We start from the raw sequence: 14,813 nt of genomic DNA on the forward strand, positions 1-14,813 counted from the left end.
AACACCGTCCATCCTCTCTGGCGAAGGGTGCTGCCCTGCCAATTGAAGCCGTTCCCGTAGAAAGCTCAGTGTATATTAAGCGCGTCGAACTCTCTCATTTCAAATCCTTTGGCGGCACGACGCAGGTTCCCTTGCTGCCAGGGTTTACCGTGGTTTCTGGCCCCAACGGATCGGGGAAGTCCAACATTTTAGATGCGTTGCTGTTTGCGCTGGGGCTTTCGGGTTCAAAAGGGATGCGAGCCGAGCGCTTGCCCGATCTGGTCAACCAAACCCATGCGGGTCGAGGTCGCTCAACGGTAGAAGCCAGCGTGACTGTGACCTTTTCGCTCGAAGACGAGGATATCACTAGCTTGTTGGAGGATGCCGACGGCGACAGTGCTGCCACCAACGGTACTGGCAATAATGGTGTTCATGCTGAGCAGCACGGCAACGGCAGTGGTGCAGGCGGTAACGGTAACGGTAACGCCACCCACAATGGACATATAGACAATGGAGCGCCATTACTAACAGAGTGGACAGTGACCCGCAAACTTCGCGTCACACCTCAGGGCACCTACACCTCCAACTACTACATCAATACCCAACCCTGCACGCTCAATCAGCTTCACGAGCAGCTCCATAAGTTTCGGATTTATCCAGAAGGGTACAACGTCGTCTTGCAGGGGGATGTAACCAGCATTATTTCAATGAATCCGCGCGAACGGCGGGAAATTATTGATGAACTGGCCGGGGTTGCTACCTTCGATCGCAAAATTATTCAAGCGAAAGACAAGCTGGATGCGGTCAAAGAACGAGAAGAACAGTTCCGCATTGTTGAACGAGAATTGATTGCCCAGCGCGATCGCCTCGCTCAAGATCGAGTCAAAGCCGAAAAATATCAACGGCTCAAGGCTGATTTGCAGAACAAGGCTCAATGGGAAGCAGTTTTGCTGTGGCAAATGCAGCAGCGGCAGGTGCAGCAGCTGATTGAACAGATTGAAATGGGCGATCGCACTGCGGCGGATCTAAATCAGCAATTGCTGGCACTCACGGCAGAGATTCAGGAAACCACCGCCCAACTGGAACAGTTGAATGCCCGTGTCAAAGCATTGGGGGAAGATGAGCAACTGGCTCTGCAAGCAACATTAGCCACCCGTGAGGCCGAACTGCGCCAGCTTCAGCGTCAGGAACAGGAACTCGCTAATACCAGCCGTGAGACGACGGTTAACTTAGACCGGGTGCAGCGCGAGATTCAGGAACACTTGCAGATGCTAGAACGACTGTCGCACGAAAAGCGCGAAGTCGATACGCGGTTGATTGCGTCCCTGCAAACCGAGCGGGATCAGGCGCAGCACGCGCTAGATCGGGGGCGCGAAGCGGCGAGTGCGATCGCTTCAGCATCCGAAGCGTGGGTACAGCAACAAACGGAGTTGCGTCACCACATCGAAGCCCTATTGCACGCCGTTGAACCCCAGCGCACCGAGCAAGCCCGTTTGCAGGAACGGGCGAATCAACTTCAACAAAAAATTCAGGAGCAAAACGAGGCATTGGGGGCGATCGCGCAGGACGTTGCTACCAAACAAGCCCAGCAAACGCAGGCTGAAGCCCATAACCATACTGCACAGCAACGGATTCACTCGTTGGGCAACAGGGTGGCTCAAGCTGAGCAAACCTTACAAACCCATCAAGAGACGCAAAACCGCTTGAGCCAGGAGCAGCGTGACAAGCAGCGCCAACTCGATAAATTAGAAGCGCAGACGCAGGCCGTTCGTGATGCTCAGGGGACGGGTGCCGCCCAAATTTTGCTGCAAGCGGGATTATCTGGAGTGTGTGGGCTGGTGGCGCAGTTAGGTCGGGTCGATTCCCACTATCAACTGGCACTCGAAATTGCCGCAGGCGGGCGGCTAGGTCATCTGGTGGTAGAAGATGACGGTGTGGCAGCAGCAGGGATTGAACTACTGAAGCAAAGACGGGGCGGACGGGCAACCTTCCTGCCAATGAACAAAATTCGTGCGCCCCAGTTCACCCCTGTTCCCGCCTGGAAGCGCCCCGATGGGTTTATTGACTATGCGGCTGAACTGATTGATTGCGACGATCGCTACCGCGATATCTTTGCCTATGTGTTTGGCAATACGGTGGTCTTTTCCACCCTGAGCGACGCGCGGCGACATCTGGGGCAGTACCGGATTGTAACGCTAGACGGTGAACTGTTGGAGTCCAGCGGCGCTATGACTGGCGGCAGCCTGTCTTCTCGTCAGGGATCGCTGCATTTTGGCACCGTGGAACCGGGGGAATCGGCAGAAGCGATCGCCCTGCGAGAACGGTTGCAGGTAATCGAGCAAATTCTGTCTCGCTGTCAACGGGAAGTAGCCGAAGCCACCGCAACGGTGAAGCAACAGTCGCAGGCGTTAATCGAAGCTCGTCAGCAGCAGCGAGAAGTGCAGCTACACACCGAGCAACTCCAATCCCAATTGGCTAAATTGATTACCCAGGAAGGGCAACTGCGAACGCAGCTCTCACAAAACACGCAAGAGCTGAATACGGTGCAACAGCGCTTGCAAACCCTGGGGCGGGAATTGCCGCTGCAAGAAGCCGACCTTCAGCAGCAGCGGCAGGTGTTAGCCGAGTTAGAGCAATCGCAAACCCACAGTGAATGGCAGCAGGCGCAAGCGCAGGTGCGTGAACAAGAAGCACAGCTTAATGAACGCCAGCTAGCCTTACGCAGTGCCGAGCAGCGATCGCAAGATTTAGACGTGCAGCACCAGCGCCTTCACGAAAAGATCGAGCAGCAGCAGCAGCGGGTGCAGGAGTACCGCAATGCTCAGATGGTGCAGTTGAACCAGCAGGCGGCGCTCAGCACTCAGCAGACGACGCTCAGCGAACAAATTGCCCAAACCCAATCTGGATTGGCTGCCCTGGAACAACGGCTTTCTGCCGAGAAGCAAGAACGCGATCGCGCCGAACGCCAACTGCGCGACCGACAAACCGCACAGCAGCAATTGGAATGGCAGCAGCAAAAATTGCAAGAAACCCAGCACGGGCGGCGGCAGGAACAACTGACATTGCAAGAACAGCTTGCCACCCAGCAAGCCGAATTACCCGATCCGTTGCCCGAATTGCCCGAATCTCTAGGTTTAGAGCAGTTACAGCAAGACCTGCGATCGCTGCAAAAACGCTTGCAGGCCATGGAGCCAGTCAACATGCTGGCCCTGGAGGAATACGATCGCACCCAGACGCGCCTGGATGAACTCAGCCAAAAATTGGGAACTCTGGCGGAAGAACGCACTGAATTGCTGCTGCGAATTGAAACCTTTACCACTCTGCGCCAGCGAGCCTTTAAGGAAGCCTTTGATGCGGTGAACGAAAACTTCCAGACTATTTTTGCTGAATTGTCAGATGGGGATGGTTACTTACATCTGGATGATCCCCAAGACCCATTTGGCAGCGGGCTGAACTTAGTCGCGCATCCCAAGGGCAAACAGGTGCGGCGTTTGGCATCCATGTCGGGAGGAGAAAAATCTCTGACAGCCTTGAGTTTCATCTTTGCCCTTCAGCGTTACCGCCCATCCCCGTTTTATGCGTTTGACGAAGTGGATATGTTCTTAGATGGGGCAAACGTAGACCGATTAGCTAGAATGATCAAACATCAAGCACAGCAGGCTCAGTTTCTTGTCGTCAGTCTACGGCGACCCATGATTGAGTCTGCCGAGCGTACAATTGGAGTAACTCAGGCACGGGGAGCTTATACTCAAGTGCTAGGACTTAGTCTACAATCCAACAGTTGATTGCTATAAGTAGTTAATATTGACTAAGAACGGTATCTATAGGTAACTATATCTATATTCTTCATGCCAGCCGCTTCGAGGTTAGGACTCGAAAATGACATTTGAACAACTTTGCCAACGCTCAGACATCCTAGGAACTCAAATCATCACCCGCGATACCGGGAAGCGCCTGGGAGTGGTCAGCCAGCTCTGGGTTGATGTCGATCGCCGAGAAGTGGTTGCGATCGGTCTACGTGAAAGTATGCTCTCTGGTGTACTGTCCAACACGCAGCAAGCGATGATGCTAACGAGCATCCGTCAGATTGGTGATGTAATTCTGGTGGACGACGATACGGTTTTAGACGATGAAGTCAACGTCGAGGCATTCAGCAAGCTGATTAGCAGCGAGGTGATTACCGAGACGGGAGAGTTGCTGGGTAAAGTTCGAGGCTTTAAGTTTGATGTAAACGATGGCAAGGTGGTCTCGCTCATCATCGCCTCAATCGGGTTGCCTCAGATTCCAGATCAGGTGGTTAGCACCTATGAGCTATCTATGGATGAAGTGGTCAGCAGTGGTCCCGATCGCCTCATCGTGTTTGAAGGGGCGGAAGATAAACTGGTTCAGCTTACCGTCGGTGTGCTGGAACGCCTTGGTATTGGCAAGCCCCCCTGGGAGCGAGACGAGGAAGAAGATTACTACGTCATGCCGACCTCAACCGACAAACAGCTAGGCACCGGAACGCGAGTTGCCAGCGAAACCTGGGATGACGACCATTGGAGTGAGTCGGAGTCGCGCCGTGCCCCTATCCGTGAGCCGCTCCGTCAGCAGCGTCAACCGGAACCCGTTTACTACGAAGAAGACAACTGGAGCGACAACGCGGCAGAGGCTCGATATGCCGACGAGCCTGCTTATTTGGAAGAAGCGCCCTACGTAGACTATCGCCAGACGGACTATGGAGAGGATGAGGATGTGACGGGCGATGCATGGGAAGATGACGAAAACCCCAAGCCAGAACGCCGTCCCCAAATCAACATCCCTGAGCGCAAGCGCGTTGTGGAATACGAAGAGGAAACGGATTACTAGCCTTCCTTCTCAAATAGCTTGACAGTCAACAATAATAGAACGGGCGGTTGGGGTAATTCATGTCTCCTGACTGCCCATTTTTTTGAGAACTGACACGGTTTTCGCTTGCCTGAAGGTAAAAATAGCGCTGGCACGCCGGTGACTGCAAGCCTTTTCCAGAACGATGCTTCTACGTTCTTAACATGACCCTCATGGCAAAGGGTGCAATGTCGGCTAAACCAAGTTGCGATCGCTTAAAGCCATCACAAATCAACCAAAAGGTGGGCACCTGCCCACCCTAGCCTCAAGCAATCAACGGAACATGCTGCTGACAGAACTGTCTTCATGAATGCGCCAAATCGTTTCCCCGAGTAAGTTTGCAACCGAAAGCACGGTTAGCTGATTGAAGCGCTTCTCCTCGGGAACCGGAATTGTGTTAGTGATAATGACTTCTTCAAACAATCCGCTGGACAGGCGTTCTACGGCGGGTGGTGAAAACACGGCATGAGTTGCACAGGCGTACACTTGGCGGGCACCTTCCTCGCGTAGAAGCTTAGCCCCTTCCGAAATGGTGCCGCCCGTATCGATCATGTCATCCACCAAAACGGCTGTTTTTCCAGCAACATCACCGATTACATTCATCACTTCGGCTACATTATGAGCCTGACGGCGCTTGTCAATAATGGCTAGCGGCGCATCATCTAGTTTTTTGGCAAAGGCTCTAGCTCGCGCTACACCGCCCACATCGGGAGAAACCACAACGATATCTTCAAGCTGCTTGCTGTTCAGGTAATCCAGGATGACAGGCGAACCATAGACATGATCAAAGGGAATGTCAAAATAGCCCTGGATTTGAGCAGAGTGCAGATCCATTGCCAACACACGGCTTGCCCCCGCTTGAGTCACCAAGTTGGCCACCAGCTTAGCGGTGATGGATTCCCGTCCAGCCGTTTTGCGATCGGCTCTGGCATAGCCATAGTAAGGAATCACTGCCGTTACCTGGCGAGCAGATGCCCGACGACAAGCATCTACCATGATCAGCAATTCCATTAAATGATCGTTCACCGGGTAGCAGGTGGGCTGCATCAGGTAGACATCACAACCACGAATAGATTCCTGAACTTGAATGTAGAGTTCTCCATCAGCAAATCGCTTCCGAACCATCGGCCCCAAATCCATGCCTAAATAACGAGCCACTTCCTGAGCCAGCGGAACATTAGCTGACCCTGAAAATAGCCTCAGGCGGCTGTTATCAGAAATTTGAGGTAGAGGAGGCTGAAGAGTCAAAGTAGCAGAGCGGATCACGACAGGTCCTCGACGCAATATTCACCGCAATCTTATCATTTCAGACCCAAAACATCTTCCAGGGTTTTTGCGGAGATCCACGCTTGAATCGGTACAACGTACTGCCATTATGGGCAATTATTGCAGCACGGTAGAGAGACAAATGCTCGTTAAATTTAAGGTTAATTAAAACCTTGTTCTCACTCCAGCCCTGGTGCCAGTGAGCGGATCGTTGGCACGAAGTTAGTGCTTTGTGGGGTGGCCTTTGCCACGCGAAGATGGGTGCAAAGGAAATGAGGTGGTGAGGATTTGTCTTCCCAGACTTCAGAACATCTCCAGCAGCTCAGAGCAGTGATGCTGGTGGAATTAGGCTACTCCGATCGGTGTTGAAAATAGGGTTGCGGACACTGAGCCAAAACTATATCAGAATTCATCAAAAGAGATAAATCTTTGATTCTGAAGATTATAAAAAAGACTGATTCAAATTAAAAACATGGGTCTGAACGGTTCATTCATTCTGATTAGCGATCGCCCCAATAGGAATAACGCCATAGAGCTATTCAGCCAAACTACACCCTGGCAAAAAGCGGCCATAAAAAGTGGGGAAATGACATGAGCATTGCCCATTTCGTTTCCCCACTACTTCTATTTCTTGGTTTTCTCTAGATTTGACGACTGAACCAAAATTCAGCGAGTATGGGAATCCTATAAATCTCCACCCCGAGCGGCTAGAACAAAAATGACGACTGGCCCTGCAATCATGATCATGCCGACAAGGGTGAGCTGAACGATCGCTTCCCAGTTGATACCGCTAAATACGCTTGTTAAAGCCTCCATTGATCCTCCCAAGGTGACCCAGTATAGTTTCAGCTGAAATATCTGAATCACATTCTACCCGCTAAGTGCCCTGTCACTTCAGAAACCTGAGAAAATTGTAAAGAAATTAGTCATCTCTGGGCGTTGCCCCTGTGGGTTCCAATCCAATCGTTAAGCTCAAAAAGAGACATTTTGTATAAAATTTCAGCAGTATGGCAACTTGGCGTTGTGTAAAGAACTGTGGAGCTTGTTGTCAGCTTGATCCAGCCGATCGCCCTGATCTGGATCAATACCTATCGCCAGCAGAACTGGAGCAGTATTTGACGCTCGTTGGTGCTGATGGGTGGTGCATACATTTTGATCAGGTTACTCGGGAATGCCGCATTTATGCCGATCGCCCCCGGTTTTGCCGGGTTGAGCCAGATGTATTCCATGATCTCTATGGGATAGAGCCTGATGAACTCAACGATTTTGCGATCGACTGTTGCCATGAGCAAATTGAGAGCATTTACGGCTATCGCAGTTTGGAACTAGTCCGATTCAACCGAGAAGTTGGACTGTAATCTGGCTCAGGCTTCGTTCAAACTTCAGAGCAGATAGTTGCCTTTTCCAGTCGGGTAGGGCATAAAATGAAAAGAATATGAAAACAATCTAACTGCGATTGCCTGTGAAGTCTCCTACTACAGTTCGCTTCTTTGTTGCTGAACGAGAGCATCTTGTCATACAGCCTCATTTCGAGCCTCCGTTGGTTCCGAATTCTCTAGATAGCGTTAACGATGATGTTGCTCAGGACAGCACGCTGCCAGTGGCAGGCTCTTCAGAAGAGCGATCGCATCGACCTCCAGCCAACGAGGTCAAGATTTTTCTTTCTACCTTCCTAACGATCTTCCTGGCAGAACTGGGCGACAAGACCCAGGTGGCAACCCTGTTGATGAGTGCCGAATCTCAATCTCCCTGGGTTGTGTTTGCCGGAGCCAGTTTGGCGCTAGTTGCAACTAGCTTGCTGGGGGTTTCACTTGGTTGCTGGTTGGCAAAGCGAGTGTCTAAGGCAACGCTGGAAACGGCGACAGGAGCAATCTTGCTGCTAGTTTCGGTGCTGCTGCTGTGGGATGTCGTTGGCATGTAGAGGTTGCCGCTATGGATTGGAATTTGCTTGGACTGAGCTTTGTCACCGTTTTTCTGTCCGAACTGGGGGACAAAAGCCAACTGGCTGCGATCGCCCTGAGCGGTAACTCAAAATCCATCCGAGCCGTTTTTTTAGGCTCAGTTGCTGCATTGCTGGTGACTAGCTTTTTGGGGGTTCTGCTTGGCGATGGTGCTTCGCAACTGTTGCCCACTCGCCTGGTCAAATCAGTTGCCGCTGTTGGGTTTGCCATAATGGCTATCCGGCTGCTTTGGTTTGATGCGAGTGAGGTGCCCGAACCGTCTGAAGAGCAACTTTAAGAACAACAAAAAACCCCGCACCGGCGGGGTTAGTTTTGGATGAACGGATCAACAAAGCAATTTGCCTTAGACTTGCTTGTTCCAACACAGCCCAAGCAAAGCACCACTTGCACCTAGCTTCAACAGCTCCAACAGCCAATACTCTTGATGCATCTGATCCATTGCTGCTGGAACCTCAGCGCTGGGCTGAAACAAATCGAGCTGTAAACCCAGGGCGCTCATTTCTGGAGTTAACCCATAAGTGTAGATCAGGGAAACTGCAAAGAGAAATAACCCTAACCCTAAAGCGAATGCAGTTAGCTGATTCACGGTAGGTCGGGTGGTGCGAAGGACGAGCAACCCAGTTAATGCTATCGCCGCACACACCAACTCGATGCGGTTAAATATCCAAAAAATTGAATAGCCAGCGGTTGCAAATCCTGGTTCGGTCATCATGCCAGCCGTGTACATCCCCGGCATAACCACAAAATCCAAAAGCAAGCTACTGCTGAGCCAAAAGGCTAGCGTTCCTGTAACAATCGTTTGCCACTTAGAACGTTGGAATTCAGAACTGGCGATCGCAAACATAGGCTCCTAAGGATTACTCTCTACCTTCGAGCTTAGCGAATCTCTCCTTCCAGTAGGGTGAACTATCGTTGCAGTATGTGTAGATACGCATCGGACAACGCTCTCATCCATTACGAGGGATTAAGAAGAATGTCTTGCCAATGGTCTGAGCCAAACTCCTGTTGAAATTCGTCGATGACCCAGGAGAGGGCTTTTCCCTGCTGCTGTGCGATCGTGGCTAAATAATGTTTGTAAGCCACTTTATCGGCACGGGTAGGCGTTTCCCCGAAGATGGCATTTTGGCTCCAAGCCTTATCGGGTAAGCAGTTAAATCGTTCAAAGAAAACGCGCTTTGTCCAGTTGGGTGCTGCTCCTTGCAGAAAGGTTTTGCGCCGTTGCATTCGAAAGAACTCGATCCTTTTTTGTTCTTCAAGACGGCGCAGAATCTCCTCGCTGACAACCTCGACCATCGCTTCGGTATGAACCTGTGGTTCTGTTTGCCAGGAATAGCCACAGTCAGGACATTCTAAGACAAAACCCCAAACAAAGCGGTTGCAATCAGGACATTGTTTGTTGGGTGGCGTTTCACTGGCATCGGGTTCTTTGCTGGTGGGCAGGCGATATTCCTTCACATCTTCGGGAAAGCCAAGGCGCGGCAAATTTCCCGCTTGATCGAGAATGATGCCGTGGATTTTGCCCGTTGCTGGGGAGATTCGCATCACTCGTCCAATTTGCTGCTGGTGTAATGCGCGCGATTGCGTCGGTCGCAACAACAGACCCACTTCCACGCTAGGTTCATCGAAACCAATGCTGATGACATTGCACGAGGTGAGAACCAGGATGGTTCCTGCCCTTAGCTCGGCATAGAGCCGCTGCCGTGCTTTGATGGCAGTGCTACCATCCACTGCTGCTGAAGGAACGCCTGCGGCCTTAAACGCTTCAGCCACATGCCGAGCGTGATCAACGTCCACACAAAAGGCGATCGTGCGTTTGTTGGGGGTGAGACGATGCCATTCTTCAACGATGCGCTGAACTAGTTCGGGGCGATCGCAAGCGTTCTTCAAATCCCGTTCGTCGTAGTCTCCCGCAACGGTGCGTACGCCTTCTAAGTCAACCTGGTTTTCGGTTGGCAAGCCGTAATACTTCATAGATGCCAGGAAGCCCATCTGCTGTAGCTCTGCCGGAACGGGCGAGGCTACAAACGTCTCCATGTGATCGCCTAATTGCGATCGCCCTAAGCGATAAGGAGTTGCGGTCATTGCTAAGTGGACAGCCGAGGGGTGCGTTTCATACATCACCTGCTGACCAATCTGGCTGAATACCGTAGTGTGTCCCTCATCAAAAAACACCACATTGGCTGGCCATTGCTGCCACCAGTTTCGCTTCGCCATCGTTTGAATACTGGCAATTTGAATCGGCGCATCCAGATCTTCTCGCCACCCGGACTTAATAAAGCCACAGTGCAATCCGAACGACTTCATCTTTTCGTAAGTTTGACCTACCAGCACATCCAGATGCACTAAAAACAGCAGCTTTAAGCCTCTAGCTTCAGCATCAGCACAGATTTTGCCGCCAATCACTGTTTTTCCGGCACCCGTGCCAGCAATAATCGCGACTCGGCGATGTCCCCGCCCCAGGGTTGTGTAGAGTTCTTTGATCAGATGGAGTTGATAGGGACGCAGAGTTGGCGGCTGGAGTGAACTAGGTGATGAGTCCAGGTGCATTCGATCCTGACTCTAACTAAATGACCTGAGAGAAAGTGTATTACTCAAAGTACACCAAAAGGCGGCAATTGGCTGGCGACTTAGATGATGTATTGGTACAGTGTAAGCCTCTTAGCTGTTGAACCATTGCTACATCTAGTTTCTGCACAACCGCACGCATCTATCCAGGTTGGAAGTAAAAGCGAGGATCTGTTGCACAAAGGCAGATAAACAGTTGCATCAAAGCCAGGTGTTTTAGGTGTGTCCTGCTGAAACCAACTCAAATTTACACATCATTTAGTCGCCATTGAAAGAGTAGGGCACTCCGTATTTATTATTTCTGTGTAGCTTAAATGACTGAGTTTTTGAAGTGACCTGGCTAAGCGGATTGACTTTATTTTTTCCAGGTCGTGTCTGCTCTGTATCTGAATTCTTAGCGAATCAGGAGCTTAATGCGAGTCCTTCAAATTGCGTATATTTTGAGCCGCATCGCTAACAATTTTTACCTCTGCTGACACATGTCTCTATTCAATATCGTTCTTAACATAGTGACTACTTGGCCTTTAACGAGCGCTTAGTAAATCCGCTCAGTAGAGCTATATCGAGATAGGAGACTTATATTATGAAACGTCTAATTTACGGAACAGTATCCGCTGCACTATTGGCGACTGCGATCGCTCCGGTGGCCAACGCACAGATGAGCCAACCACAGACTCCAGGATCTCAGCAAATGGCACCCGGACAAATGTCTCCTGGACAGATGCCTCCCGGACAGACTATGCCTGGGCAAAGCGGTCAGCCTATGACTCCTGGACAAATGGATCAACAATACAACCGAAATTCTCCCCAAGGACTTGATCAGCGGACTGGCTCTCCAATGGCTGGTCAAATGCAAACCGACTTGACTGCCTTTCAGGTGGTCAACTTGGCACGGCAGGGTTACTTCAGCGAGCAGGGTATCCCCAGCTATTATGCACTCTCGACTGCCGTTACCACGGGTCAGGTGACAGCCGACGATGTGATTCAAGCAGCGGTAGATAGTTACGGCCTTTCCTCTGAAAGAGCAGATAGCGCCGGATACGAGATTTCTGTTCAGAGACAACTGGATTCTCTGGGTGGAAACAACCGATACTTCAACCGTTAATCATCGGTGATTCACTTCGGATAGCTAGATTTGAGGGGCGGCAAGGCCGCCCCTCGTTTTGTTGTGTAAATGTTGCTTAGTTGGCAGCAACGCCATCCTCACGGGCAGCACGTTGAACTGCAGCCGACACAACTGCCACGACTCGATCATCGAACACAGAAGGAATAATGTGCTCAGCATTGAGGTCGGAGGGCTTGACCAGGGAGGCGATCGCCGCTGCCGCTTCCAAATACATGCTGGTGGTCATGGTACCCGCCCGACAGTCCAGCGCTCCTCGAAACACGCCTGGAAAGGCCAAAACGTTGTTAATTTGATTGGCATAATCGCTGCGCCCAGTCGCCATCACAGCCACATCGCCCACTACCAATTCCGGCTGAATTTCAGGAATAGGGTTAGCCATTGCAAACACAATCGCATCTGGAGCCATTGCTTTTACCATCGCAGGGGTTAACACGCCGGGCGCACTGACCCCCAGGAACACATCAGCATTTACCAGAGCGTTGGCTAGTGAACCGCTTTCAGTTACGGCAAATTCCTGTTTTTGCAGCGTCAAGTCTGAGCGGCTTGTCGAAAGAATGCCACGAGAGTCGCAGAGGCAAATGCTTCTGGCTCCTGCCTTCCGTAGCAGCCGGGCGATCGCCACTCCAGCCGCGCCCGCTCCATTAATTACGATCTTGACATTCTCTAGCGACTTCCGCACCAGTTTGAGCGCGTTGAACAAAGCCGCCAATGTCACAATAGCCGTTCCGTGCTGATCGTCATGAAACACTGGAATATCTAACTCACGCTGCAACCGAGCTTCAATTTCAAAGCAGCGAGGGGCGCTAATGTCTTCTAGATTAATGCCACCAAACACCGGAGCGATGTTTTTGATGGTTTCCACAATGGCATCCGTGTCTTGAGTCGCCAGACAAATTGGAAACGCATCAATGCCAGCAAACTCCTTAAACAGCATGGCTTTCCCTTCCATCACGGGGAGCGCTCCGGCGGGACCTAAATTTCCTAGCCCCAATACCGCACTTCCATCAGTGACAATGGCAACTGTATTGCTTTTAATAGTCAATGCGTAGACCTGATCTGGCTCCTCTGCGATCGCCGTACAGACACGACCCACCCCAGGCGTATAAGCCATCGCCAAATCTCCCTGGTTTCTTAAGGGAAGTTTGCTGTGGACGCTAATTTTGCCGCCCCTGTGCAAATTGAATGTGCGATCGTAAACGTTTAGTACCTTAATGTTGTCAAGCGCCTTGACGGCTGAGACAATCTTCTCGGCATGTTCAGTACTGGCAGCATCAACGGTAACATCACGAATCAGCGTCTTACGGTTTTGTTCAATCAGATCAATCTGACCAATGTTTCCCCCAACGGCGGCGATCGCTTGCGTAACATGCGCCAGCATCCCAGCCTGATGAGGAAGCTGAAACCGAATCGTTAAACTAAAGCTGGGATTAGGTGTCAAATTGACCATAGGAGTGCTGTTTTTCTCTAAATGGGCGTAGCCTCTATTGCTAGATCTGCTTTGAGAACTAGTCAGGACTCTGAAGCGGTTGTCCCTAGCTTAGGGGATGATTAAGCTCATGATTGTACCCAGTCACACCGACATGTTGCTACCGTTGACGACTTAGCCTGAACTGGTTTATGCCAAGCTTATATACAGAAATTGAGATCAACGCTCCCAAGACAGCCGTTTGGCAAGCACTGATTCGCAAGCAAGATTGGCTCAAGTGGAATACGTTTTTGTACGATCGCGACGCAACCAAAGCATTCGTGCAGGGAAAAACGGTTTTTTTGTCACTGAGACGACTGGCAGAAGAAGCAGAAACCGAGTTTGAACCAATGGTAACCCTGCTTCAGCCAGAAACCTGTCTGGTCTGGGTTTATTCTGCTCCTGGATTTCGCAGCGAACATGTCTTTGAGCTACAAGATGTAGGCCGACAACGAACCAAGTACATCCACCGAGAAACCTTTTCTGGAACGGTGTCACGCCTGTTTTTAGTTTTTTTGCGGCAAGATGAGCAGCAAGGCTTAAGGCGAATGGCGAGAGAGTTGAAGCGGCATGTTGAGGATGCTAGACCAGGCTGGTGAGCGGCATCATTGATGGAAAGGCTTCTCTTCTATGATTTTTCTTTAGCCAGCACTCCTTCCCCCAATTCACGCGCCGCCTCTTGTAGATATTGCAAAAACGTATTGGCCACAACAGAAAGCTGCTTTCCAGCAAGATAAACCGTGTACCACTGCCGCTGGATGGGAAAGCCCTGTACGTCTAACACCGTCAGCGCGCCGCTTGTGCCCTCCATAGACAGGACATGGTGAGAGAGGATAGATAACCCTAACCCTGCGGCGATCGCCTGCTTAATTGCCTCATTGCTGCCTAACTCTAACCGCACTTTTACGGTTAGATTGTTCTCATCCAAAAGCTGTTGAACGGCTCGCCGGGTACCTGAGCCAGGTTCTCGCATGATAAAGGGTTCTTCGGCAAATCGTTTCAGCGGAATCGATTTTTCGTTTGCCAGCGGATGATTGCTGGGGGCAAGCACCACCAGTGGATTGTCTAAAAACGGATGTGTCTTGATATCCAGATGGGAGGGCAGTTGGGTCATAACATACAAATCATCCTGGTTGTTCGCCAGTCGATCGATCACACGTTCATGGTTAGTTACCGTGAGCGATACATCAATACCTGGATAAAGCTGACAAAACGGCCCCAACAGACGTGGCATAAAATACTTGGCCGTGGTGATCACGGCCAGCCGCAACCGTCCCTGTTTCATGCCCTTCAGATCGGCGATGGTCATTTCTAGTTGCTCAAGTCGGCTGAAGATTTCTTGACACGTAGAAAATAGCTCCCGTCCAGCATCGGTTAAAAAAAGGCGCTTACCTACCTGCTCAAACAGCGGTAGACCGATCGCTTTAGTGAGCTGCTTGACCTGCATGGATACCGTCGGCTGGGTCAGAAACAATTCTTCAGCCGCTCTTGTAAAGCTGCCATGACGGGCAGTCGCTTCAAAAACTTTTAGTTGATGCAGAGTGGCATGAATCAAGTGTCGTCATCCTCAAAAACCATAGAGAAA

Annotated in this window: 13 protein-coding genes; 7 read left to right on the forward strand and 6 right to left on the reverse strand. The window is 51.0% G+C overall.

Features of this window, described 5'->3' with window-relative positions:
• Positions 1–68: 68 nt before the first annotated feature.
• Together smc and IQ268_RS03760 are read left to right on the forward strand one after the other, a co-directional pair.
• Entirely contained in the window at positions 69–3,764 is a 3,696-nt protein-coding gene (gene smc, locus IQ268_RS03755; RefSeq protein WP_193875688.1) for a chromosome segregation protein SMC, read from the forward strand.
• A gap of 94 nt (positions 3,765–3,858) precedes the next feature.
• A complete protein-coding gene (locus IQ268_RS03760; RefSeq protein WP_193875689.1) occupies positions 3,859–4,827 on the forward strand; it encodes a PRC-barrel domain-containing protein in 969 nt (322 codons plus the stop codon).
• Between the two features lie 291 nt (positions 4,828–5,118).
• Here the strand turns inward: IQ268_RS03760 and IQ268_RS03765 are convergent, their stop codons facing one another.
• Together IQ268_RS03765 and psb30 are read right to left on the reverse strand one after the other, a co-directional pair.
• The gene (locus tag IQ268_RS03765) at positions 5,119–6,111 is read right to left on the reverse strand and encodes a ribose-phosphate pyrophosphokinase (protein ID WP_370584637.1); all 993 of its coding nucleotides are present in this window, start codon (positions 6,109–6,111) and stop codon (positions 5,119–5,121) included.
• Positions 6,112–6,795: 684 nt separating this feature from the next.
• Positions 6,796–6,927 carry a photosystem II reaction center protein Ycf12/Psb30 gene (gene psb30 / locus IQ268_RS03770; protein ID WP_193875690.1) on the reverse strand — a complete coding sequence of 44 codons (132 nt, stop codon included), beginning with the start codon at positions 6,925–6,927 and terminating at the stop codon, positions 6,796–6,798.
• A 191-nt stretch (positions 6,928–7,118) separates the two neighbouring features.
• On the opposite strand from psb30, the gene IQ268_RS03775 reads away from it, so the two are divergent.
• From IQ268_RS03775 to IQ268_RS03785, 3 genes are all read left to right on the forward strand, one after another.
• On the forward strand, positions 7,119–7,469 hold the full coding sequence (locus IQ268_RS03775; RefSeq protein ID WP_193875691.1) for a YkgJ family cysteine cluster protein: 351 nt from the start codon (positions 7,119–7,121) through the stop codon (positions 7,467–7,469).
• Between the two features lie 242 nt (positions 7,470–7,711).
• Positions 7,712–8,032, forward strand: coding sequence for a TMEM165/GDT1 family protein (locus IQ268_RS03780; RefSeq protein ID WP_370584639.1), 321 nt, complete (start codon positions 7,712–7,714; stop codon positions 8,030–8,032).
• An 11-nt stretch (positions 8,033–8,043) separates the two neighbouring features.
• Positions 8,044–8,349: a TMEM165/GDT1 family protein gene (locus tag IQ268_RS03785; RefSeq protein ID WP_193875692.1), complete on the forward strand. Its 306-nt coding sequence runs from the start codon at positions 8,044–8,046 to the stop codon at positions 8,347–8,349.
• Positions 8,350–8,415: 66 nt separating this feature from the next.
• Here the strand turns inward: IQ268_RS03785 and IQ268_RS03790 are convergent, their stop codons facing one another.
• Positions 8,416–8,916 carry a DUF4149 domain-containing protein gene (locus IQ268_RS03790; protein WP_193875693.1) on the reverse strand — a complete coding sequence of 167 codons (501 nt, stop codon included), beginning with the start codon at positions 8,914–8,916 and terminating at the stop codon, positions 8,416–8,418.
• A 110-nt stretch (positions 8,917–9,026) separates the two neighbouring features.
• Positions 9,027–10,619 carry a DEAD/DEAH box helicase gene (locus IQ268_RS03795; protein ID WP_193875695.1) on the reverse strand — a complete coding sequence of 531 codons (1,593 nt, stop codon included), beginning with the start codon at positions 10,617–10,619 and terminating at the stop codon, positions 9,027–9,029.
• A gap of 601 nt (positions 10,620–11,220) precedes the next feature.
• On the opposite strand from IQ268_RS03795, the gene IQ268_RS03800 reads away from it, so the two are divergent.
• Positions 11,221–11,742: a hypothetical protein gene (locus IQ268_RS03800; RefSeq protein ID WP_193875875.1), complete on the forward strand. Its 522-nt coding sequence runs from the start codon at positions 11,221–11,223 to the stop codon at positions 11,740–11,742.
• 76 nt (positions 11,743–11,818) lie between these two features.
• Here IQ268_RS03800 and IQ268_RS03805 read toward each other — a convergent pair whose 3' ends face one another.
• Positions 11,819–13,210 (reverse strand): malic enzyme-like NAD(P)-binding protein, encoded by a 1,392-nt coding sequence (locus tag IQ268_RS03805; RefSeq protein ID WP_193875697.1) that lies wholly within the window; start codon positions 13,208–13,210, stop codon positions 11,819–11,821.
• Positions 13,211–13,380: 170 nt separating this feature from the next.
• Here IQ268_RS03805 and IQ268_RS03810 point away from each other — a divergent pair, with 170 nt between their 5' ends.
• Positions 13,381–13,827: an SRPBCC domain-containing protein gene (locus IQ268_RS03810; protein ID WP_193875699.1), complete on the forward strand. Its 447-nt coding sequence runs from the start codon at positions 13,381–13,383 to the stop codon at positions 13,825–13,827.
• Positions 13,828–13,856: 29 nt separating this feature from the next.
• Here IQ268_RS03810 and IQ268_RS03815 read toward each other — a convergent pair whose 3' ends face one another.
• Positions 13,857–14,783, reverse strand: coding sequence for a LysR family transcriptional regulator (locus tag IQ268_RS03815; RefSeq protein WP_193875702.1), 927 nt, complete (start codon positions 14,781–14,783; stop codon positions 13,857–13,859).
• Between the last annotated feature and the right edge of the window lie 30 nt (positions 14,784–14,813).

Origin of the sequence: Oculatella sp. LEGE 06141 (assembly GCF_015207605.1) — a bacterium.
Classification (GTDB): domain Bacteria; phylum Cyanobacteriota; class Cyanobacteriia; order Elainellales; family Elainellaceae; genus Oculatella.

What these genes read in the sequence shown, in the direction of transcription:
- IQ268_RS03760 (WP_193875689.1), top strand. Translation starts at nt 3,859, where the DNA reads ATGACATTTGAACAACTTTGCCAACGCTCAGACATCCTAGGAACTCAA.
- psb30 (WP_193875690.1), bottom strand. Translation starts at nt 6,927, where the DNA reads ATGGAGGCTTTAACAAGCGTATTTAGCGGTATCAACTGGGAAGCGATC.
- IQ268_RS03775 (WP_193875691.1), top strand. Translation starts at nt 7,119, where the DNA reads ATGGCAACTTGGCGTTGTGTAAAGAACTGTGGAGCTTGTTGTCAGCTT.
- IQ268_RS03785 (WP_193875692.1), top strand. Translation starts at nt 8,044, where the DNA reads ATGGATTGGAATTTGCTTGGACTGAGCTTTGTCACCGTTTTTCTGTCC.
- IQ268_RS03790 (WP_193875693.1), bottom strand. Translation starts at nt 8,916, where the DNA reads ATGTTTGCGATCGCCAGTTCTGAATTCCAACGTTCTAAGTGGCAAACG.
- IQ268_RS03795 (WP_193875695.1), bottom strand. Translation starts at nt 10,619, where the DNA reads ATGCACCTGGACTCATCACCTAGTTCACTCCAGCCGCCAACTCTGCGT.
- IQ268_RS03800 (WP_193875875.1), top strand. Translation starts at nt 11,221, where the DNA reads ATGAAACGTCTAATTTACGGAACAGTATCCGCTGCACTATTGGCGACT.
- IQ268_RS03805 (WP_193875697.1), bottom strand. Translation starts at nt 13,210, where the DNA reads ATGGTCAATTTGACACCTAATCCCAGCTTTAGTTTAACGATTCGGTTT.
- IQ268_RS03810 (WP_193875699.1), top strand. Translation starts at nt 13,381, where the DNA reads ATGCCAAGCTTATATACAGAAATTGAGATCAACGCTCCCAAGACAGCC.